Source organism: Pseudomonas sp. S60 (genome assembly GCF_016647865.1).
Taxonomy (GTDB): Bacteria; Pseudomonadota; Gammaproteobacteria; order Pseudomonadales; family Pseudomonadaceae; genus Aquipseudomonas; species Aquipseudomonas parafulva.
This window is the reverse complement of record NZ_JACVVH010000007.1, coordinates 62,329-81,197: the sequence shown is the minus strand read 5'-3', so window position 1 is coordinate 81,197 and position 18,869 is coordinate 62,329. Positions and strand designations below refer to the sequence as shown.

At 61.5% G+C, this 18,869-nt stretch carries 17 protein-coding genes; 8 read left to right on the top strand and 9 right to left on the bottom strand.

The features are described 5' to 3' along the window. Nucleotides 1–2 precede the first annotated feature (2 nt). The 7 genes from IAE33_RS05515 (at nucleotide 3) to dacB (ending at nucleotide 8,812) form a co-directional block, all read left to right on the top strand. The gene (locus IAE33_RS05515; RefSeq protein ID WP_028632443.1) at nucleotides 3–377 is read left to right on the top strand and encodes a phage holin family protein; all 375 of its coding nucleotides are present in this window, start codon (nucleotides 3–5) and stop codon (nucleotides 375–377) included. Next, nucleotides 374–703 carry a hypothetical protein gene (locus IAE33_RS05510; protein WP_028632442.1) on the top strand — a complete coding sequence of 110 codons (330 nt, stop codon included), beginning with the start codon at nucleotides 374–376 and terminating at the stop codon, nucleotides 701–703. Before IAE33_RS05515 ends, IAE33_RS05510 begins: the two co-directional genes overlap by 4 nt. A gap of 93 nt (nucleotides 704–796) precedes the next feature. Continuing rightward, nucleotides 797–2,128, top strand: a complete 1,332-nt coding sequence (locus IAE33_RS05505) for a deoxyguanosinetriphosphate triphosphohydrolase (protein ID WP_060482157.1) — start codon at nucleotides 797–799, stop codon at nucleotides 2,126–2,128. A 278-nt stretch (nucleotides 2,129–2,406) separates the two neighbouring features. Continuing rightward, entirely contained in the window at nucleotides 2,407–3,024 is a 618-nt protein-coding gene (locus tag IAE33_RS05500; RefSeq protein ID WP_060482156.1) for a response regulator transcription factor, read from the top strand. A gap of 7 nt (nucleotides 3,025–3,031) precedes the next feature. Further along, nucleotides 3,032–6,658 (top strand): ATP-binding protein, encoded by a 3,627-nt coding sequence (locus tag IAE33_RS05495; protein ID WP_201162734.1) that lies wholly within the window; start codon nucleotides 3,032–3,034, stop codon nucleotides 6,656–6,658. A 41-nt stretch (nucleotides 6,659–6,699) separates the two neighbouring features. Then, nucleotides 6,700–7,044 carry a YggL family protein gene (locus IAE33_RS05490; RefSeq protein ID WP_028632430.1) on the top strand — a complete coding sequence of 115 codons (345 nt, stop codon included), beginning with the start codon at nucleotides 6,700–6,702 and terminating at the stop codon, nucleotides 7,042–7,044. Between the two features lie 310 nt (nucleotides 7,045–7,354). Further along, on the top strand, nucleotides 7,355–8,812 hold the full coding sequence (dacB, locus tag IAE33_RS05485; protein ID WP_201162732.1) for a D-alanyl-D-alanine carboxypeptidase/D-alanyl-D-alanine endopeptidase: 1,458 nt from the start codon (nucleotides 7,355–7,357) through the stop codon (nucleotides 8,810–8,812). Between the two features lie 46 nt (nucleotides 8,813–8,858). Here dacB and rlmKL read toward each other — a convergent pair whose 3' ends face one another. Further along, the gene (gene rlmKL / locus IAE33_RS05480; protein ID WP_201162730.1) at nucleotides 8,859–11,051 is read right to left on the bottom strand and encodes a bifunctional 23S rRNA (guanine(2069)-N(7))-methyltransferase RlmK/23S rRNA (guanine(2445)-N(2))-methyltransferase RlmL; all 2,193 of its coding nucleotides are present in this window, start codon (nucleotides 11,049–11,051) and stop codon (nucleotides 8,859–8,861) included. A gap of 560 nt (nucleotides 11,052–11,611) precedes the next feature. On the opposite strand from rlmKL, the gene rmf reads away from it, so the two are divergent. Beyond that, nucleotides 11,612–11,827 (top strand): ribosome modulation factor, encoded by a 216-nt coding sequence (gene rmf / locus IAE33_RS05475; protein WP_003248687.1) that lies wholly within the window; start codon nucleotides 11,612–11,614, stop codon nucleotides 11,825–11,827. Between the two features lie 94 nt (nucleotides 11,828–11,921). Here the strand turns inward: rmf and IAE33_RS05470 are convergent, their stop codons facing one another. From IAE33_RS05470 to IAE33_RS05435, 8 genes are all read right to left on the bottom strand, one after another. Beyond that, nucleotides 11,922–12,947, bottom strand: coding sequence for a quinone-dependent dihydroorotate dehydrogenase (locus IAE33_RS05470; protein ID WP_201162728.1), 1,026 nt, complete (start codon nucleotides 12,945–12,947; stop codon nucleotides 11,922–11,924). Between the two features lie 181 nt (nucleotides 12,948–13,128). Continuing rightward, entirely contained in the window at nucleotides 13,129–14,166 is a 1,038-nt protein-coding gene (locus tag IAE33_RS05465; protein WP_201162726.1) for an OmpA family protein, read from the bottom strand. 111 nt (nucleotides 14,167–14,277) lie between these two features. Further along, nucleotides 14,278–14,844 carry an RNA polymerase sigma factor SigX gene (gene sigX / locus IAE33_RS05460; RefSeq protein WP_033727927.1) on the bottom strand — a complete coding sequence of 189 codons (567 nt, stop codon included), beginning with the start codon at nucleotides 14,842–14,844 and terminating at the stop codon, nucleotides 14,278–14,280. 113 nt (nucleotides 14,845–14,957) lie between these two features. Then, a complete protein-coding gene (locus tag IAE33_RS05455; RefSeq protein WP_201162724.1) occupies nucleotides 14,958–15,782 on the bottom strand; it encodes a mechanosensitive ion channel family protein in 825 nt (274 codons plus the stop codon). A gap of 2 nt (nucleotides 15,783–15,784) precedes the next feature. Beyond that, nucleotides 15,785–16,057 carry a hypothetical protein gene (locus IAE33_RS05450; protein WP_028632423.1) on the bottom strand — a complete coding sequence of 91 codons (273 nt, stop codon included), beginning with the start codon at nucleotides 16,055–16,057 and terminating at the stop codon, nucleotides 15,785–15,787. An 87-nt stretch (nucleotides 16,058–16,144) separates the two neighbouring features. Next, nucleotides 16,145–17,140: a zinc transporter ZntB gene (locus IAE33_RS05445; protein WP_201162722.1), complete on the bottom strand. Its 996-nt coding sequence runs from the start codon at nucleotides 17,138–17,140 to the stop codon at nucleotides 16,145–16,147. 27 nt (nucleotides 17,141–17,167) lie between these two features. Beyond that, entirely contained in the window at nucleotides 17,168–17,659 is a 492-nt protein-coding gene (rraA, locus tag IAE33_RS05440) for a ribonuclease E activity regulator RraA (protein ID WP_201162720.1), read from the bottom strand. 130 nt (nucleotides 17,660–17,789) lie between these two features. Further along, nucleotides 17,790–18,782 (bottom strand): alpha/beta fold hydrolase, encoded by a 993-nt coding sequence (locus IAE33_RS05435; RefSeq protein WP_201162718.1) that lies wholly within the window; start codon nucleotides 18,780–18,782, stop codon nucleotides 17,790–17,792. Nucleotides 18,783–18,869 lie beyond the last annotated feature (87 nt).

Here is an 18,869-nt window from a genome sequence, read left to right as displayed (position 1 = left end):
ACATGGACAATGATGCTGTAGGCGCCGGCGCCGCAGGTCGGCGCCTGGGTGCCGCCATCCTCGGGCTTTTGCATAACCACATCGAACTGCTCGGCATTGAACTGCAAGAGCAGAAAGGCCGTACGTTGCGCCTGTTGCTGTTTGCAGGCCTGGCCTTGGTGTTTGCATTGTTGCTGCTGACGGCCCTCTCCGGCCTGCTACTGGTATTGCTGTGGGACAGTTATCGCTTGGCCGGCATCATTGGCCTGTGCGTGTTCTACGGCCTGGCAGCGGTCTACTGCGGTCTGCGCCTGAAGGCCGCGGTGTTCGATGAATCGTCGCCCTTCCATGCCACTCTCGAAGAACTTGCCAAGGACAGGGAGCGCCTTCTGCCATGAACCTGCCAGAACTGCCCACCTCGCGAAACCCGAAAGAATTGCGTAAAGCCTTGCTGCGCTTGCGCATGGAGATGAACCGGCAGGAAATCCGCCACGAAACCGGCCAACTGCTTGAGCCGGTACGGCGCATGCGCGGCATGGGCGGCTCGCTGCAGGCAGGCCTTGGCATCAAGCATGCACCCTTGTGGGGGATCGGCGCAGTCGTCGCGCTGGGCTTTCTGACCGGCAAGGGTGTTCGCAGCGGCAGCCTGCCACGCCTCGTACGCCTGGGCACCAGCTTGTTGCCGTTGGTGCGCCTTTACCTTCAGGGTAATCGCCGCGCCTGAAGGCCCGGAATACGCACATCCCCTAAGCCTGCGGCCTTGCACGGCCGCAGGCAGCGCGTATGCTTGCCCTTTGGACCCACAGGAGACCGCGCCTTGGACTGGCATACCCTGCTCACCCGCGAACGCCTGGGCAAAGCCCAGTACAGTGCCGATGAACTTGGCCGAAGCCCCTTCCACAAAGACCATGATCGCATCATCTTCTCTGGCGCATTCCGCCGCTTGGGGCGCAAAACCCAGGTTCATCCGGTCACCAGCAACGATCATATCCACACGCGCCTTACCCACTCGCTGGAAGTCAGCTGCGTGGGCCGCTCACTGGGTATGCGGGTAGGCGAAACCTTGCGTAACAGCCTGCCGGACTGGTGTGCACCCAGCGACCTTGGGATGATCGTGCAGTCAGCCTGCCTGGCCCATGACATCGGTAACCCACCGTTCGGCCACTCAGGCGAAGATGCTATCCGCCACTGGTTCCAGCAGGCTGCGGGGCGCGGCTGGCTGGACGACATGAGCGATGATGAGCGCGCCGACTTTCTCAACTTCGAAGGTAACGCCCAGGGCTTCCGGGTGTTGACCCAGCTGGAATATCACCAGTTCGACGGCGGCACCCGCCTTACTTACGCCACGCTCGGCACTTACCTCAAATACCCTTGGAGCGCTCGCCACGCCGACGCGCTGGGTTACAAGAAGCATAAATTCGGCAGCTACCAAAGCGAACTGCCCTTGCTCGAACAAATTGCGCGCAAACTGGGTTTGCCACTGCTTGAGGACCAACGCTGGGCACGCCACCCGCTGGTTTACCTGATGGAAGCGGCCGACGACATCTGCTACGGGTTGATCGACCTGGAAGACGGCCTGGAGATGGACTTGCTGCAATACGCAGAGGTAGAAGCCCTGCTGTTGGACCTGGTGGGCAATGACCTGCCGGAAACCTATCGGCAGCTGGGGCCAAACGACTCCCGTCGGCGCAAGCTGGCGATCCTGCGCGGCAAAGCCATCGAGCACCTGACCAACGCCGCAGCCTACGCCTTTGTCGAACAACAGCAGGCGCTGCTGGCCGGTCGCCTGCCTGGCGATCTGGTCGAGCACATGCATGGCCCAGCCCAACGCTGCGTGCTGCAGGCAAAGGCGATGGCGCGCAACAAGATATTCCAGGATAAACGCAAGACGCTGCACGAAATCGGTGCCTATACCACGCTCGAAATTCTGCTCAATGCCTTCTGTGGAGCGGCGCTTGAGCAGCATGGTGGGCGCAGCCCTTCCTTCAAGAGCCGCCGCGTGCTGGACCTGCTGGGCAGTAATGCACCCGACCCTCACGGCTCGCTGTATGGCGCTTTCTTGCGCATGATCGACTTCATCGCGGGCATGACGGACAGCTACGCCAGCGAAATGGCACGGGAGATGACGGGGCGCTCAGGCCCGCCGTAAGGCAGGGCCCCTGCGGCGTGGCACGGCCGTGCCGCAGGCTCCAGCTAGGAAACTTCCTACAACTTGAGCGCACTATTAAACATCGAGCATAAATTCCAATGAAAAGTTACCAAACACCTTTTGACTTCCTCAATTAATCGGCTGTTACGTAGCCCCTTTTGTTTTATCCTGTAAGCCGTTTCCCATAAACAAAGAATGGGCAATCCTCACGTTACCCACGACTTCCATCTGCGATAAGGTGCCGCCTGTCACCCTCATAGAACGCAGGGAAGTTGAACATGCACTCCATATTTATCGTCGACGATCATCCCGTCATCCGGTTGGCCGTTCGTATGCTTCTGGAAAACCAGAATTACCGGGTCGTCGGGGAATCGGACAACGGCGTCGACGCCATGCAGATGATTCGCGAGACCACACCCGACCTGGTCATTCTCGACATCAGCATCCCCAAGCTTGACGGGCTGGAGGTGCTGGCGCGTTTCCAGTCCATGGCACTGCCCTTGAAGGTGCTGGTTCTCACTGCGCAATCACCTGCACTATTTGCCGTGCGCTGCATGCATTCCGGCGCGGCCGGGTACGTGTGCAAGCAGGAAGACCTGGGCGAGTTGCTCAGCGCAATCAAGGCCGTGCTGGCAGGCTATAACTATTTCCCCAGCCAGGCGATCAAACACCCACACACTGCCGATAACGACCTCGAACTTCTGCGCCACGTCAATGACCGCGAGTTGATGGTATTGCAACTTTTCGCCCAAGGGCGCAGTAACAAGGACATTGCCAAGGGCATGTTTCTGAGCAGCAAAACTGTCAGCACCTATAAAAAGCGCCTGATGCACAAACTTCAAGTCAACACATTGGTCGACCTGATCGAAGTGGCCAAGCGCAACGCACTGGTCTGAGGGCAGCATGGTGCGCCTTCTCGCTTGCTGTCTGCTGCTCGTGCTCCTGCTGCCCGGTGCCCTGACCCAAGCACAGCAGCGGGAGGTGGCGCCCTATACGCTGCTGGCACGGTCGACTGCACAGCCGGCGCAGCCGGTATTCACCCCTGAGCAGCAACAGTGGCTGCTCAGCCGCGACGAACTGGTGCTGGGTACCTCGGCACCCGACTACCCGCCCTTTGACATCAGCAGCGGCGCCCGTGACTACCAGGGCCTCACTGCCGAGTATGCGAGCCTGATCGGCGACGCACTGGGGCTGCCGGTTCGCGTCATGCGCTACCCGGACCGCCAAGCGGCCCTGCAAGCACTGAAGGATGGCGACATCGATCTACTGGGCAGTGCCAACGGTTACGACGCCGTGTATGACGGGTTGCGGCTCTCCCATGCGTACGCCATCGACCAACCAGTGCTAGTGACCCGTGAGGACGAGCAGCGCGCACTGGACACAGGGCTGGGTGGCATGCGGCTGGCCATGCTCTACCATTACCTGCCGCGCAAGGAAGTACTCAGCGCCTACCCTCAGGCGCAGCTCATGGCATTCGGGTCCACGAGCGAAGCACTCAACGCCGTGGCCTTCGGCCAGGCCGATGTGTTTATCGGCGATACCATTTCTACCCACTACCAACTCAGCCGTGGGCAACTGCCCCGTTTGCGCATGGCGAGCTTCAGCAAGCATGAAGCGCTCGGGTTCGGCTTCGCGCTGCGTCAGCAGGACGCAGTGCTGCTGGGGTTGGTCAACGCTGTGCTGGACAACCAGCCCGCCGCCATTCGCTCGAGCATTTTCAAGCGCTGGAGCCCCGGCAGCGACCTGCTGCTCACCGATCGCAAGCTGCAGCTGACCAGCGCGCAAGCCCAATGGCTGAAGCGCCACCCCGTGATGCGTGTCACAGTGGATGACACCGCTGCCCCACTGTCGTACTTCGATGGGTCGGGGCATTTTCGCGGCATCACCGCCGACCTGCTCGAACTGATCAGCCTGCGCACCGGGCTGCGCTTTGAGGTTGAGCGCGCCAGCGGCATCGCCGACATGCTCTCCAGGATCAAGGATGGCCGCGCCGATGTGATTGCTGCGCTGGCAACCGGTGGCCCGGCCGAAGGCGACTTGCTGATAAGCCGCGCCTACCTCGAAAGCACTTATGTGCTGGTCAATCGCAAGCAGAAGCAAGCCCCAGTATCACTGGACCAGATGCGTGGCAAGCGCATTGCAATCACCCGGTACAGCGGCCTGGACGACATGCTCTCGCGCTATTACCCGGAAATAGGCTGGGTGGAAACCGAGAGCCCGTTCTATTCGATGGCGTTGCTCAACAGTGGCGCCGTTGATGCCGTCATTACCACCCTGATCGACGCCAACCATGCACTGGCAATCAACCCTGAGCTGGTCATCCGTACGACGGTTGGCCGCAACCCTGCCAGCTTCGCCATGGCGACCAGCGCCCCTTCGCAACTGTTGATCTCCATTCTGGACAAGGCACTGCTGAGCATCTCTCCAGAGGAACTGGGGGTCATCAACAACCGCTGGCGCGGCTACAGCCTGCAGGACGAAGGCAGCAGCGGGGAATTGCGTCGGTTGGCCGTGCCGGTGGTACTGGCCAGTGCAGTGCTCCTGCTGCTCGCGCTGCTCTGGAATGCGCGGTTACGCTGCCAGATTCGCCAGTGTCAGCGGGCCGACCGGGCACTGAACGATCAGCTGGCGTTCATGCGGGCACTGCTCAACGGCACGCCACACCCCATGTATGTGCGCGATCGCAGCGGTTGCCTGCAAAGCTGTAACTACAGCTATCTCGAAGCGGTCCAGGCCAGCGCCGAAGAGGTGATCGGCAAGCAGCTTGAGAACAGCCTGTTCGCCGACTGCGAGCAGACTCGGCAGATCCAGGCGGATTACCGCAAGGTCATGGCGGCCGGCTCGCCGATGATCATGGACCGCCCGCTGCGCATCAAGGACCGGGAGATCACCATTTATCATTGGATTCTCCCCTACCGCGACTCCCTGGGCGAGGTCCAGGGGATCATTGGTGGGTGGATCGACATCAGCGACCGTCGCCAGTTGGTCAACGAACTGCGTCAGGCAAAGCAGCAGGCCGATGACGCAAACCGTGCCAAAAGCACCTTCCTGGCCACCATCAGCCATGAAATCCGCACACCCATGAACGCGGTGATCGGCATGCTCGAACTGGCAGTGAAACGCGCCGATCAAGGCCGCGTCGACCGCAACGCCCTGGAGCTGGCCTACCACTCAGCCAAAGACCTGCTGGGCCTCATTGGCGATATCCTCGACATCATCCGGATTGAGTCCGGCCACTTGACCCTGGTGCCCGAGGCGGTTGACCTGGCCGCACTGGTCGAGTCCGTGGGGCGTATATTCGAAGGGCAGGCGCGGCAAAAAGGGCTGGCACTCGAAGTTATCATCGAGCCTGGCGCACGCTGCCACGCCCTGCTTGATCCACTTCGTTTCAAGCAGGTCTTGTCCAACCTGGTCAGCAATGCCATCAAATTCACTGAGCACGGCCATGTACGTATCCGCGTCAGCCTGCAAGACGGCGCCGACGGGGCCAGTGTGCTGGACCTGGAAGTGCGTGACAGTGGCATCGGCATCCCACCTGAGGACATCCAGCGGCTGTTCAACCCGTTCGTGCAGGCCAACCCTCACAGCCAGGGGGCCCGTGCCGGGACGGGCCTGGGGCTGACCATCTGCCGGAACCTGTGTGAAATGATGGGCGGTGACCTGGCCATCAAAAGCCTGGAGGGGGTGGGTACACAGGTCCGGTTGAAGATGCCGCTGCACAGGGTTGACGCAGCAGTCCAGCCAGCCCCTGTCAGCGAGCCGCTCGTGGTCCCAGACCCAGGCTTGCGCGTGCTGGTGATCGATGACCACCCAGCCAACCTGCAACTGATGGCACAGCAGCTGGGGTACCTGGGCATCGAGCACACCAGCGCGGGGGATGGTCGTGAAGGCCTCGCCACCTGGCGTGGAGGCGACTTCGACGTGCTGGTGCTCGACTGCAACATGCCCCACATGAACGGTTACCAACTGGCGGCGGCGGTACGCAATGAAGAACGCACGACCGGGCGAGCGCGCTGTACCATCCTTGGCTACACCGCCAACGCGCAACCGGAGGTGCGGCGCAAATGCCTGAGCGCGGGCATGGATGACTGCCTGCTGAAGCCGATCAGCCTGGGCACCCTCAGCCAACGCTTGGCCGGCATCCGGCCGCTTGACCGAAAAAAAGCACGCGCCAAGCCCTATCGCCTGGACGGGCTCACGGGCGTCGTGGGCCATGACCCGGCAGACCGCCTGCGGTTCATGCAAGCGCTGCAGCAAAGCCTGCAGGCCGACTTTGCCACCTTGATGGCGGCAGACCCTGAGCACGACGGCCCTGCCATCGCGGCGCAGGCACACAAAGTGCTGAGCGCTGCACGCATGCTTGAGGCCTGTGAACTGATGGAAGCCTGTGAAGCGCTGGACCACCCGGGCATTACGCCTATGCAACTGCGGCGCAAGCGTCAGGCGCTTGCGCGCCATATGCGCAGGGTTGAGCGGGCCCTCGCACGGGATCTGGAAACGTGTACGCAGGCAGGCACCTGGGCGCGTTAACTGATAGACTGCGCGGCGTTATTACCTAAGAGGATTGTTTCATGGCCACAAACCGCTCCCGTCGTCTGCGCAAAAAGCTGTGTGTCGACGAGTTTCAGGAATTGGGCTTCGAGCTGAACCTGGAATTCAAGGAAGATCTGGATGACCAGGCAATCGATGCTTTCCTCGACGCGTTCCTGGCAGAAGCCATGGACGCCAATGGCCTGGACTATGTAGGCGGTGACGATTTCGGCCTGGTGTGCTCGGTCAAACGTGGCTCGGTCAGCGAAGAACAGCGTGCTGCCGTAGAGTCCTGGCTCAAAGGCCGCAGCGAACTGACCAAAGTCGAAGTCAGCCCGCTGCTGGATGCCTGGTACCCGGAAAAGCCGATCAACAAGGCAGAATAATCCCTGCCTGACGTGATCGCAGCGCACGACCTGTAGCAACATCCAGGTGTGCATGTGGGGCTGCTTTGCAGCCATCGCCGGCAAACCGGCCCCCACGGGTTCCCCACGAACCTTGCAGGGGCTGGCTTGCCGGCGATGTGCCGCGAAGCGGCCCCAACTCGTTTATATGACCCGACTTTGCATACAGCGTGCATCGAACCTGACCCAACCAGGCAACGCTTGGGGCATAATGCGTATTCTTTAATCCTGGGGCCATCATCTTCTTATCGCCCCAATGCCCTTTCTCCTCGTTGTAGGGTATCCATCTATCATGATCAAAACGCTTCGCCCCCTCGTTCTCGCCGGCTTGCTGCTGCCGTTTGCACTGTCCAGCCAGGCTGCTGCCGTCAATACCACCCTGCCCGCCAAAGTGCAGCAGGCCCTCAAGGCCAACAAACTCCAGGACAATGCCCTGTCGCTGGTCATGCTGCCGCTGGATGGGCCCGGTACCGCCACGGTGTTCAACGCCGATGTGTCGGTCAACCCGGCGTCGACCATGAAGCTGGTCACCACCTATGCAGCCCTTGAGCTGCTCGGCCCCACGTACCAGTGGAAAACCGAGTTCTACACGGATGGCCCTCTCAGCAATGGCGTGCTCAACGGCAACCTGTACCTTAAAGGTGGCGGTGACCCGAAGTTGAACATGGAAAAGCTGTGGCTGCTGATGCGTGACCTGCGTGCCAATGGCGTGCGCACCATCACCGGCGACCTGGTACTGGACCGCAGCCACTTCGTGCAACCTAACCTGCCGCAGTTCAATGACGACGGTGGTGATCAGAACAAGCCGTTCCTGGTCAAGCCCGACTCGCTGCTAATCAACCTCAAGGCGCTGCGGTTCGTGGCCCGCAACGATGGCGGCAAGGTCACCATCGCGGTTGAGCCGCCCATCGCCAGTATTCGCATCGACAACCAGGTCAAGGCGGTGACGTCGAAGAACTGCGCAGGCGACGTACGCTACAACCCGGTACCCCAGGCCGACGGCATCAGCGTCACGGTCAGCGGCCAACTGGGCGACGGCTGCAACTCGCAAACCTACCTGTCGCTGCTCGATCACCCCACTTACGCTGCAGGCGCCGTGCGCGCCATCTGGGCAGAACTGGGCGGGACCATCCAGGGCGGCAACCGCGTCGAAAACGTCCCCAAAAGCGCCCGCCTGCTGGCGCGCGCATTTTCGCCAGACCTGGTGGAAGTGATCCGCGACATCAACAAATACAGCAACAACACCATGGCTCAGCAGCTGTTCCTGAGCCTGGGCGCGCAGTTCCGTACCGATGCCGATGGCGATGACGCCCGCGCTGCGCAACGTGTGGTGCGCCAATGGCTGGCCAAGAAAGGGATCACCGCCCCGCATCTGGTGATGGAAAACGGCTCTGGCCTGTCCCGCGCCGAGCGGGTCAGCACACGGGAAATGGCGGCCATGCTGCAGGCCGCCTGGCACAGCCCCTACGCTGCAGAGTTCATGAGTTCGATGCCACTGGTGGGCATGGATGGCACCATGCGCAAGCGCCTCAAGCGTACGGCCATGGCCGGCGAAGGCCACATCAAGACCGGCACGCTCAATACGGTACGGGCCATTGCGGGTTTCAGCCGCGACAGCAACGGCCACACCTGGGCGGTGTCGGCGATCCTGAACGACCCTAAACCGTGGGGCGCCTCCCAGGTACTCGACCAGGTACTGCTCGACCTGTACCGCCAGCCAAAGCTGACCAACGGTACGGCGGCCAACTGATACCGCAGTGCCGGGCCCCGCTGATGGGGCCCGGCGTCACCCGGGTTTACCGCAGTTGCAAGCGCCAGGCCCGGTGAATACGGTTGTTGCGCGCGAAGTCAGGGTCAAGGGTCTGTGCCGTGATTTCTTCCACCGCATAGCGCGCCGTCAAGTGCTCGTCCAGCTGGAACTTGCGGAAGTTGTTGGAGAAGTACAGCACACCGCCTGGCGCCAGGCGCGCCATGGCCAGGTCCAGTAACTGAACGTGGTCACGCTGCACATCAAATACCCCTTCCATACGCTTGGAGTTGGAGAAGGTCGGCGGGTCGATGAAGATCAGGTCGTAGCTTTCGCGCTCGGCTTCGAGCCAAGCCATCACGTCACCCTGGGCCAGGCGATTACGTTCTGAAAAACCGTTCAGTGCCAGGTTGCGCCGCGCCCAGTCCAGATACGTTTTGGACAAGTCCACGCTGGTGGTGCTGCGTGCGCCGCCCTTGGCCGCGTGTACGGTTGCGGTCGCGGTATAGCAGAACAGGTTCAGGAAACGCTTGCCGGCCGCCTCACGCTGAATGCGCAGGCGCATGGGGCGGTGGTCGAGGAACAGGCCAGTGTCGAGGTAGTCGGTCAGGTTGACCAACAACTTCACCCCACCCTCCGTGACTTCCTGGAAGCGGCCTTCAGTAGCCTGGCGCTCATACTGGCGTGTACCGCTCTGGCGCTCACGGCGCTTGAGTACCACACGCTGCGGCGAAATGCCCAATGCCTGAGGAATGGCCGCCAGCGCATCCAACAAGCGCGCTTGCGCTTTATCCGGGTCAACGGACTTGGGCGCAGCATACTCCTGCACATGCACCCAGTCTTCGTACAGGTCTACCGCCAGTGCATATTCAGGCATGTCGGCATCGTACAGGCGGTAGCAACTGACCTGCTCGCGACGCGCCCACTTGCCAAGCTGGCGGAGGTTTTTCTGCAGCCGGTTGGCAAACATCTGCGCGCCCTCAGACAAGCGCGCCGGCTCACTGGCCTGCGGCGCCTGCGCATGCTCCGGCGCTGCGTCTACGCCGGAGTCACGACGCTCACCCGTCACGAACTGGTCAGGCTGCACTTTCAACAGCAGCAGCTTGCACGGCAAGGCACCGTTCCAGAACGCGTATTGCTTGTGGCTACGCAACCCCATGCGCTTGCCGAGCTGCGGGGCACCGGTAAAGACCGCCGCTTCCCAGCCCATGCACGCCTGCCGCAGGCGTTCGCCCAGGTTCTGGTAGAGATACAGCAGGCTGGCCTCGTCACCCAGGCGCTCGCCATACGGCGGGTTACTGATCACCAGGCCCTTCTGGTTCTGGTCCGGGCGCGGCTCGAAGGTACTGACCTCACCCTGGTAGATCTTCACCCAGTCGCTGAGGCCGGCACGCTCGACGTTATTGCGACCGGGCTGAATCAGCCGCGGGTCGGCTTCATAGCCACGGATCCACAGCGGCGGCTTGGCCAGCCCAGCCTCGGCGCGGGCCTGGCCCTGCTCGTGAACCTTGCGCCACAACGCCGGCACATGGCCCAACCAGGCCGTGAAGCCCCAGCGTTCACGCTTGAGGTTAGGTGCAATGTCGGCAGCGATCATTGCGGCTTCCACCAGGAACGTGCCCACGCCACACATCGGGTCAGCCAGCGCGCCGCCCTCAGCGGCGATGCGCGGCCAGCCGGCACGTATCAGCACCGCGGCCGCCAGGTTTTCTTTCAGCGGCGCAGCGCCCTGCTGCAGGCGGTAGCCCCGCTGGTGCAGGCTGTGGCCGGAAAGGTCAAGGGAAAGGATGGCCTCGCCACGGTCAAGGCGCAGGTGCACGCGCACGTCAGGGTCGATCTTCTCTACAGAAGGGCGCAGCCCATCCCGGTTGCGCAACTTGTCGACAATGGCGTCCTTGACCTTGAGGGCGCCAAAGTGGGTGTTGTCGATACCCGACCCGTGGCCGCTGAACTCCACCGCCAGCGTGCCATCGGCAGCCAGGTGGTCGGCCCAGTCCACGGCGTGTACCCCATCATAAAGGTCATCAGCGTTCTTCATGGAAAAACGCTTGAGGACCAGCAACACACGGTTGGCCAGGCGCGACCACAGGCACAGGCGGTAGGCGGTTTCCATGTCGGCGGCGCCGCGAATGGCCGAGGTGTGTTCGCGCACCTCTTCAAGGCCAAGGCCACGCGCCTCTTCAGCGAGCAGCCCTTCCAGGCCTTTGGGACAGGTGAGGTAGAGTTCGAAACGGTCCGACATGAGTAATCCAGAGCCTTGGGCTATTTGACAGACGGGGCAACGCATCACCCCGCGATGTTTGCCCGCAAACCTTTCCAACAGGCTTGCGGGTGGCCCTGCACACCCCCTTGGGTGCCACTAGGGCCGGGCCGCCTGATGGATGCGCGCTTGGCCACGGGGCAAAGACAGCTTAGATCATCAGGCAGTACGTAAAATTCTGGCAACGTCAGGGGCACATGTGACCCTTCGTCGCATTTCAAGATATTTCCTAGCACCGCCAACAGCGGTGGCAAAATGACGTCAACGTTCAGCAAACCCCGGTCATACCGGCCTCAAGGCCAAATAAGGTTGAGTCGCATTTATTTACTTATCCCCTGACCCTTGGAAAGGTTACGTGCTTATGACAAATCGATCATTCACACGCTGTCCTGCATTGGTTAGAACTGGTCTCAGGCTGCTTCGCAACGAGGCGGCACAACACGCTCGCGACGCCGGCAGCGAGCGAACACCGGCAGAACGATTCTGCCCGGCCTCTTGGAGGCCGACGGGACATTACAGTCAACAAGTGAGGGCAACACCCTATGAGAAGACTTAAGCGTGATCCGTTGGAAAGAGCATATTCACGTGGCTACCAATACGGGGTCACCGGCAAATCCCGCGAGCTTTGCCCCTTCAATCTTCCTTCTGTGCGCCAAGCCTGGATCAACGGCTGGCGGGAGGGCCGCGGCGATAACTGGGACGGCATGACGGGCACCGCTGGCATCCATAGACTCAACGAAAATCACGCCGTTGGCTGATCGAGGACGCTGAATTCGATTTACCATGCACGCCCCATCCGGGCGGCGGGCTGAGGCCCAGGGGCCCCTTCAAGGGGCCCTTATTTTGGGCCATTCAAGGCCGGGGCATGGCTGCTATGGCATCGACCGCCTCGCGCACAAGCGCCGGGCCCTTGTAGATGAAGCCGGAATAGACCTGAACCAGGCTGGCCCCCGCAGCGATTTTCTCAGCCGCATGCCGGCCCTCGGTGATACCGCCCGCAGCAATGATGGGCAACTTGCCACCCAACTCCCCTGCTAGCACCTTGACGATATGCGTGCTCTTCTGCAAAACCGGAGCACCCGACAACCCGCCCGCCTCAGCGCCATACGGCAACGCTTCGACGCCCTCACGGCCCAGTGTGGTGTTGGTGGCGATCACTGCATCCATGCCCGACGCAACCAGCGCAGCGGCCACCAGTGCAGTCTCTTCGTCGTTCATGTCCGGTGCGATCTTGATAGCCAGCGGCACACGCTTGCCACTTGCCGACGCCAATTGCTCACGGCGCTCGGCCAAGGCATCGAGCAATTGCTTGAGTGAATCACCGAACTGCAGGCTGCGCAGGCCGGGTGTATTGGGCGAGCTGACGTTGACGGTGATATAGCTGGCCGCGTTGTACACCTTGCCCAGGCAGATGAGGTAATCATCCACGGCGCGTTCAACCGGTGTATCGAAGTTCTTGCCGATATTGATGCCCAGCACACCGCGGTACCGCGCAGCACGCACGCGCGCCAGCAAATGGTCGACACCCAGGTTGTTGAAGCCCATGCGGTTGATGATGGCAGTGGCTTCAGGCAGGCGGAACAGCCTGGGCTTGGGATTACCCGGCTGTGGGCGCGGGGTAACCGTACCGACCTCGACAAAGCCGAAGCCAAGCTGGGCGAAGCCATCGATGGCCGTGCCATTCTTGTCCAGGCCTGCAGCCAGGCCGACCGGGTTGGCGAAGTTCAGGCCCATCACGGTCACCGGCAACGCTGCTGGCTGTTTACATAGCTTACCGTTGAGCCCCAGGCGGCCACCTGCACCGATCAGGTCCAGTGACAGGTCGTGAGAGGTTTCCGGGGAAAGCTTGAACAGCAGCTGGCGGGCCAGGTTATACATGGGCGGGCAAGGCTCGGGGTATGGGTGAGGGGCGATTATAGCCAGCGAAGGCCTCACAGGACAGCACATCGTGGCCCGAAAGCCTACTCACCCGCCCACTCGCCTGCGCGCCAATCACACATTACAGGCAGGCAAAGAAAAACCCGGCCTGAGCCGGGTTTTTCATGAAGCTTCAAACCAATTACTTGGCCTGGGCTTCTACCTGAGCTTCAACGCGACGGTTGATAGCACGGCCTTCTTCGGTGGAGTTGTCAGCAACCGGACGGGTTTCGCCGTAGCCAACCGAGTCAACACGGCTGGATTCTACGCCGTACTGCTGGGTCAGGACTTGCTTGACAGCGTTGGCGCGACGCTCGGACAGCTTCTGGTTGTAAGCGTCTGGACCCACGGAGTCAGTGTGACCTTCAACCACGGTGGTGGTTTGTGGGTACTGCTTCATGAAGTCAGCCAGGTTTTTGATGTCGCCGTAGCTGTTAGGCTTGACGACCGACTTGTCGAAGTCGAACTTGACGTCCAGCTCAACGCGAACGACTTCAGCAACAGCTGGGCAGCCATCGGCGTCAACAGTGACGTTGGCCGGGGTGTCCGGGCACTTGTCAACGTTGTCGCAAACGCCGTCGTTGTCGGAGTCGGTGCACACTTCAGCTACTGGAGCAGGTGCTGGAGCAGCTTGGTTTTTCGGGCTACCGCCGAAGTTCAGACCAACACCAACGCTAGGTGCCCACTCGGTGTCGCCCTGGTCGATGTTGTACTGAGCTTCTACGCCGGCACGGGCGTAGAACATGTCAGTGATGTACCACTTGGCGCCTGCGCCAACGTTGGCGAAGGTGGAGTGGTTACGACCACCACGGCCGGTCTGGCCGATCGACTGGTGCGAGAAACCAGCGGAAACGTACGGACGGATAGCGTCGTACGGGTTGTTGAAGTGGTAAACGGCGTCCAGGGCAGTGTTGGAGCCCTTGATGTTCTTGCCGTCGTCGCCACGAGCGTTGTGGACTTCGTCGTAGCCCAGACGCAGCTCGACGTCGTCGGTCAGGAAGTAACCGATCGAACCGCCGAACAGGTTACCGTCGTTTTTGAAGTCGCGCTGGCTGTCGAAGAATTCTTTCTTGTAGAAGATTTCAGTCTCGACGGCGCCTTGACCTTGTGCCATAGCGCCAATCGAAGTGGCGGCTACGAGCGAACCAATGGCCAAGCCCAAGGTGTTTTTCAGTTTCATCCGTTAAATCCCCATCTGGTGATAGTTAAGCAGTCCCACCAAAAACAAGGGGGACAACTCGACGGCAAGTCTAGCAGAACTCGCCGGTTGGTTAGAGATATTTGCTGGCCACTAAGTTTCATCGAGACCGGCAAATTTCTCTCGAAGCTTGTCGAGCGCACGCTTGTAACGCATTTTGGTTGCGCTCAAGCCCATGTGCATGATATCGGCGATTTCCTGGAACTCCAGTTCTGCGACAAAGCGCAGCACCAGGATTTCACGGTCAATCGGGTTCACATGAACCAGCCACTTATCCAGGCCCCCTTTTTCTTCGGCTTTCGGCGCCTTGTCCTCGGACGCCTCTTCAACAGGGTCGAGACTCAACGCATCCATCAGTCGACGCTTGCGACGCTCCTTGCGGTACTGCGTGATGCACTCGTTGTAGGTGATGCTATACAACCAGGTCTTGAACTTGGATTTCCCTTCGAAATTCTTCAGGCCGTACAGCACCTTCAGCATCACTTCCTGACAGACATCGTCGGCGTCACGGTCGTTCCCCAAATAACGTGCACACACGTTGAACAGGGTTCGCTGGTAGCGCCGCATGAGCTCCTCATAGGCGCGCGTAACGTGGTACAGCTCCTCATGCGATCGCGCCACCAACTCTTCGTCTGTGAGCTCGCGGGGTTCATAACGCATGGGCGGCGAAGGCACTTTATTCAAAACGGATCTGGCCGACAGTCAGGTCAATGTCGCCGCGAAACCCCATCAGGTCTGTTTTCGCGGCGGCATACATTAACAGCTTTGGGCGCTCAGCGGCTATTGACCCGCTGCTCCAGCAACGCACGGTTGGACAGTGACACCAGCTCGCCTTCATCTGTGAGCAAGGTTGTCTTGACCGTGCCGATTTCCTCGATGTGCCCTTCGACCTCGCCAATCCGCACGTGCTGGCCTACCTGGAACAGCTCGCGCACATAGATGCCGGCGATGATTTGCCCGGCAATCTCGCGGCTGCCCAGGCCCATGGCGAGCGCCACGGCCAGACCAACGGTAATCAGGCCAATCACGATCACGTGGTTGAGCAGATCGGTCTTGACCTCAAGCTGGCTGATCGCGACAGAAATGCTGATGATGATCACCAGGCCCTGGGTAATGCGCCCCAGGCCTGCGGAGTATTCGAGGCCGATGCCCTCGGCAGCGCCACGCACCAACCCGTTGGCCACCTGAGCCAGTAGCACCCCGGCCAGCAGCACCAGGGCTGCGCCGAACACCTTGGGCAGGTACAGGGCGAGCATGTCGAGTGTTGCCGACACACGCTCCAGGCCCAGGGACTCGGCGGCCGACACCAGGAATACCAGCAGCACGAACCAGTAGACGATCTTGCCGATCAGGGTGGAGATGGGCACCTGAATGCCCACCCGGCCCAGCATCTTGGTCAAGCCGGTTCCGCCCATCAGGCGGTCCAGGCCAAATTTGGCCAACAGCTTGGAAAGCAGCGTGTCGAGCAGCTTGGCCACGACAAAGCCGAGCAATACCACGACCAGTGCGCCAAACAGGTTAGGGATGAAGTTCGCCACTTTGGTCCAAAGGGCGGTCATCGCGGTGACCAGGCTCTGGGTCCAGAGATCGAGTTCCATATTCAATCGGCCTTATCTGCTTTGCTGCCGTTGGCAGCGTTGCGGGAAGAATGTCTGCGCACCGGCGCCACATGCGCCGAGCCATTGTTGACGGCGATCAGCAGCGCCTGGCTCCAGCGGCCAAGCAGGCTGAACAGGTCACCGGCACCCACCTGACGGTTGGCGGTTTTCAGCACACGACCCAGGCAGGCAGCGTCGTCGCTGTCATGGCGATCGTTGCCGGACGGTGACGCCTTGAGCAGGTCACGCAGGGATTGTTCAAACGGATCGTGCATGGGCACCTCGCGCAGTATCAGCAAGAGACGAGGCCGCCGGCCAGTGGGTCACAACCGGCGTCGCCAGCACGGCCCCAGACGCATCTGTCACACCCATTGCAGCCGCCTGAACAGCCACCATTGCCCGACCGCAAGCCCAAGCACGACAAGGCACGCGAACAGGAAGCCATAAGGGTTCTGAGCACCAGGAATGCCACCCACGTTGATACCCAACAGCCCAGTAATGAAGCTCATGGGCAGGAAGATGCAGGTAATGATGCCAAAGCGGTACATGGTGCGGTTCATCCGCTCGCTGCGCCGCCGGTCCTCGCTTTCCAGCACCAGCGCTGCCCGCTCGCGGGTCAGCTCCAGCTCCTCCAGGTAGCGAATGAGGCTGTTGTTGAGCTCGTTCCAGTAGTCGGCGTCGGCATCGGCGAACCACGCCCACTTACTGCGGGACAGGTGCGCATAGATATCCCGCTGGGGCGCCAGGAAGCGTCGCAGGCCAGCCGCACGCCGACGGATCTGCTGCAAACTGCCTTGCTCAGGTGTATGCCGCTCGTCGGACTCCACCTTTTCTTCTTCCACGTCTACCAGTTCGGCCAGGTCGCTGACCAGCCCCTGGACCTTTTCAGTCAGCAACTCACCCATGAGCAACAGCAGTTCGGAGGCCGACTTCGGCCCCCTCCCCTGTTCCAGCAGTTGCAAGATTTCGTCGCTGGCGCGAAGCGGCCGCAGCCGCAGGGATATCACCCGCTGGGCCTGGGCGAAGATGCGCACCGATACCATGTCTTCCGGTTCGGCACCGGGGTTCAGGTTTACCCCTCGCAAGAACAGCAACAGCTGCTCGTCCGCCATCGGCAGCAGGCGCGGCCGGGTGTTTTCTTCAAGCAGCAGCTCGCAGGCGAATTCGCTCAGGCCACTCTCGCGCATCAGCCAGGAGCGGGTCTGGGGGTGGCTGCGGTCCCAGTGCAGCCACAGGCTCTGCTCCGGCTGCAGCTGCAGCGCATCCAGTTCGGTACGGGCAATCGTATGTGCGCCACCTTTACCATCGAGCACCAGGGCGTGCACGAGCCCCCACTGCGCGTTGTCTTCCTCGAACATCAAAGCTCCATCAGCGCGCGTGGCGCGTCATTCCGGCATCTGCAGCGGGCCAGGCGAAACCAGCACGCCATTGTTGTCGGCATAGACATACTCACCCGGGCGGAACGTGACGCCTGCGAATGTGACGGCCACGTTCAGGTCGCCGATGCCTCGCTTGTCGGTTTTCATCGGGTGGCTGGCCAGCGCCTGCACGCCGACGTCGGTCTGGATCAGCACGTCGACATCGCGCACGCAGCCGTAGATGACCAGGCCCTCCCAACCGTTCTTTGCAGCCTTTTCCGCGAGCATGTCGCCCAGCAGTGCGCGGCGCAGCGAACCGCCGCCGTCTACCACCAGCACCTTGCCCTTGCCATCGAGGTCCACTTGCTCCCGCACTAGTGAGTTGTCCTCGAAGCACTTGATGGTGACGATCTGGCCACCGAAGGAATCACGGCCACCAAAATTGCTGAACATCGGTTCCAGCACCTGCACCAGGTCGGGGTAGGCGTCACACAGGTCAGGCGTTACGTAATGCTGCATGGGAAGCTCCTGTCAGTCACAACGAAAACGGGTATCGGCCAAGGCTACACCGCCGAGGCCGCCGCAGTCATCCCGGACCGCACAGTCATGTGTTGCCTGCGGTGACGCCGCAAACACTACCGAGCACCGGTCAGCTGGCGGTCAAGGGCTGCGATACGTCGCAAGCGCGCTGCACCCCCGCAGGCGATTCACGCAGCCAGCGCGCCACCAGCGGCCATACCTGTGCCTGCGCCGCCTTGCTCACCAGCATGTCGACATGCCCGAAGGCTTCGAACCCCTCTTCAGGCCCCAGGCAAATGAACTGCTTGCGGGCATCGCCCCATTGCGCGAACAGCTGGCGGCAGGCCCACACGGGGTCTTGCGCATCGGCCTCACCGGCAACGGCCAGCAGCGGCACCTTCACCTGGGCAAGCCCGGCCCACCAATCCTGGTGCTTGTCGCCAAAGCGGCCGAAGAGGCCGTGCCAGCGCAGGCTTTCGAACGCCAGGCCGATGGGTTCGTCCTCCGGCCCACGCTTGAAACGCGGGCCGGATAACTGCCCCCAGCGCCTGAGCAGCATTTTTGCACCCCACACCACAGGCGGGAGTTTCAATGGCCAGTAGCGGCGGCTGACCTGGGTGCCGAACAGTGCCACCCCAGCCACCTGCCCCTCACTCAAGAAACCGCCACCCAGTGCCGCTGCCAGCGTGGTCCCACCCAGGGAGTGGCCTACCCAATAGGGCACCTGCCCTGCCTGCTCGCGCACGAAAGCGGCAATGGCCGGCAAGTCATCGCGGGCATAGGCGCCGACGCAGTTATGTGACCAGTCGCGGTTGCGCGGCGACAGGCCATGCCCTCGCATTTCCGGTATCCACACGTCGAAGCCGGCCCGCGCCAGATAGGCGCCCAGGCCAAGGCCTTTGGGCGAGTACCAGAAGCGCCGATTGGAGAAGCTGCCGTGCAGCAGAATGATCGGGGTGCCCTGAACCACACGCTGGTCCGCCAGCCCCAGGCGCGTTACCGCCAGTTCCACGGTGGGGTCGGGGCCATTGCCGGCTTTGATTCGGTAGACGTCTTCGCTGAGATCACCGCGGCGCTCGGCACTGAGCAAGGCCACGGGAAAAAGAGTGCTGCTGCTTTGCATAAGGTCAGATGGCTTGGTGCACAAAAAAGGGCGGGATCCATTGCTGGAACTCGCCCTGGAAATACCAGGCGGGGCTACGCCAGACGC

Coding starts and splice junctions, on each gene's coding strand:
- IAE33_RS05515 (WP_028632443.1), top strand. CDS start 3: ATGGACAATGATGCTGTAGGCGCCGGCGCCGCAGGTCGGCGCCTGGGT.
- IAE33_RS05510 (WP_028632442.1), top strand. CDS start 374: ATGAACCTGCCAGAACTGCCCACCTCGCGAAACCCGAAAGAATTGCGT.
- IAE33_RS05500 (WP_060482156.1), top strand. CDS start 2,407: ATGCACTCCATATTTATCGTCGACGATCATCCCGTCATCCGGTTGGCC.
- IAE33_RS05495 (WP_201162734.1), top strand. CDS start 3,032: ATGGTGCGCCTTCTCGCTTGCTGTCTGCTGCTCGTGCTCCTGCTGCCC.
- IAE33_RS05490 (WP_028632430.1), top strand. CDS start 6,700: ATGGCCACAAACCGCTCCCGTCGTCTGCGCAAAAAGCTGTGTGTCGAC.
- dacB (WP_201162732.1), top strand. CDS start 7,355: ATGATCAAAACGCTTCGCCCCCTCGTTCTCGCCGGCTTGCTGCTGCCG.
- rlmKL (WP_201162730.1), bottom strand. CDS start 11,051: ATGTCGGACCGTTTCGAACTCTACCTCACCTGTCCCAAAGGCCTGGAA.
- rmf (WP_003248687.1), top strand. CDS start 11,612: ATGAGAAGACTTAAGCGTGATCCGTTGGAAAGAGCATATTCACGTGGC.
- IAE33_RS05470 (WP_201162728.1), bottom strand. CDS start 12,947: ATGTATAACCTGGCCCGCCAGCTGCTGTTCAAGCTTTCCCCGGAAACC.
- IAE33_RS05465 (WP_201162726.1), bottom strand. CDS start 14,166: ATGAAACTGAAAAACACCTTGGGCTTGGCCATTGGTTCGCTCGTAGCC.
- sigX (WP_033727927.1), bottom strand. CDS start 14,844: ATGCGTTATGAACCCCGCGAGCTCACAGACGAAGAGTTGGTGGCGCGA.
- IAE33_RS05455 (WP_201162724.1), bottom strand. CDS start 15,782: ATGGAACTCGATCTCTGGACCCAGAGCCTGGTCACCGCGATGACCGCC.
- IAE33_RS05450 (WP_028632423.1), bottom strand. CDS start 16,057: ATGCACGATCCGTTTGAACAATCCCTGCGTGACCTGCTCAAGGCGTCA.
- IAE33_RS05445 (WP_201162722.1), bottom strand. CDS start 17,140: ATGTTCGAGGAAGACAACGCGCAGTGGGGGCTCGTGCACGCCCTGGTG.
- rraA (WP_201162720.1), bottom strand. CDS start 17,659: ATGCAGCATTACGTAACGCCTGACCTGTGTGACGCCTACCCCGACCTG.
- IAE33_RS05435 (WP_201162718.1), bottom strand. CDS start 18,782: ATGCAAAGCAGCAGCACTCTTTTTCCCGTGGCCTTGCTCAGTGCCGAG.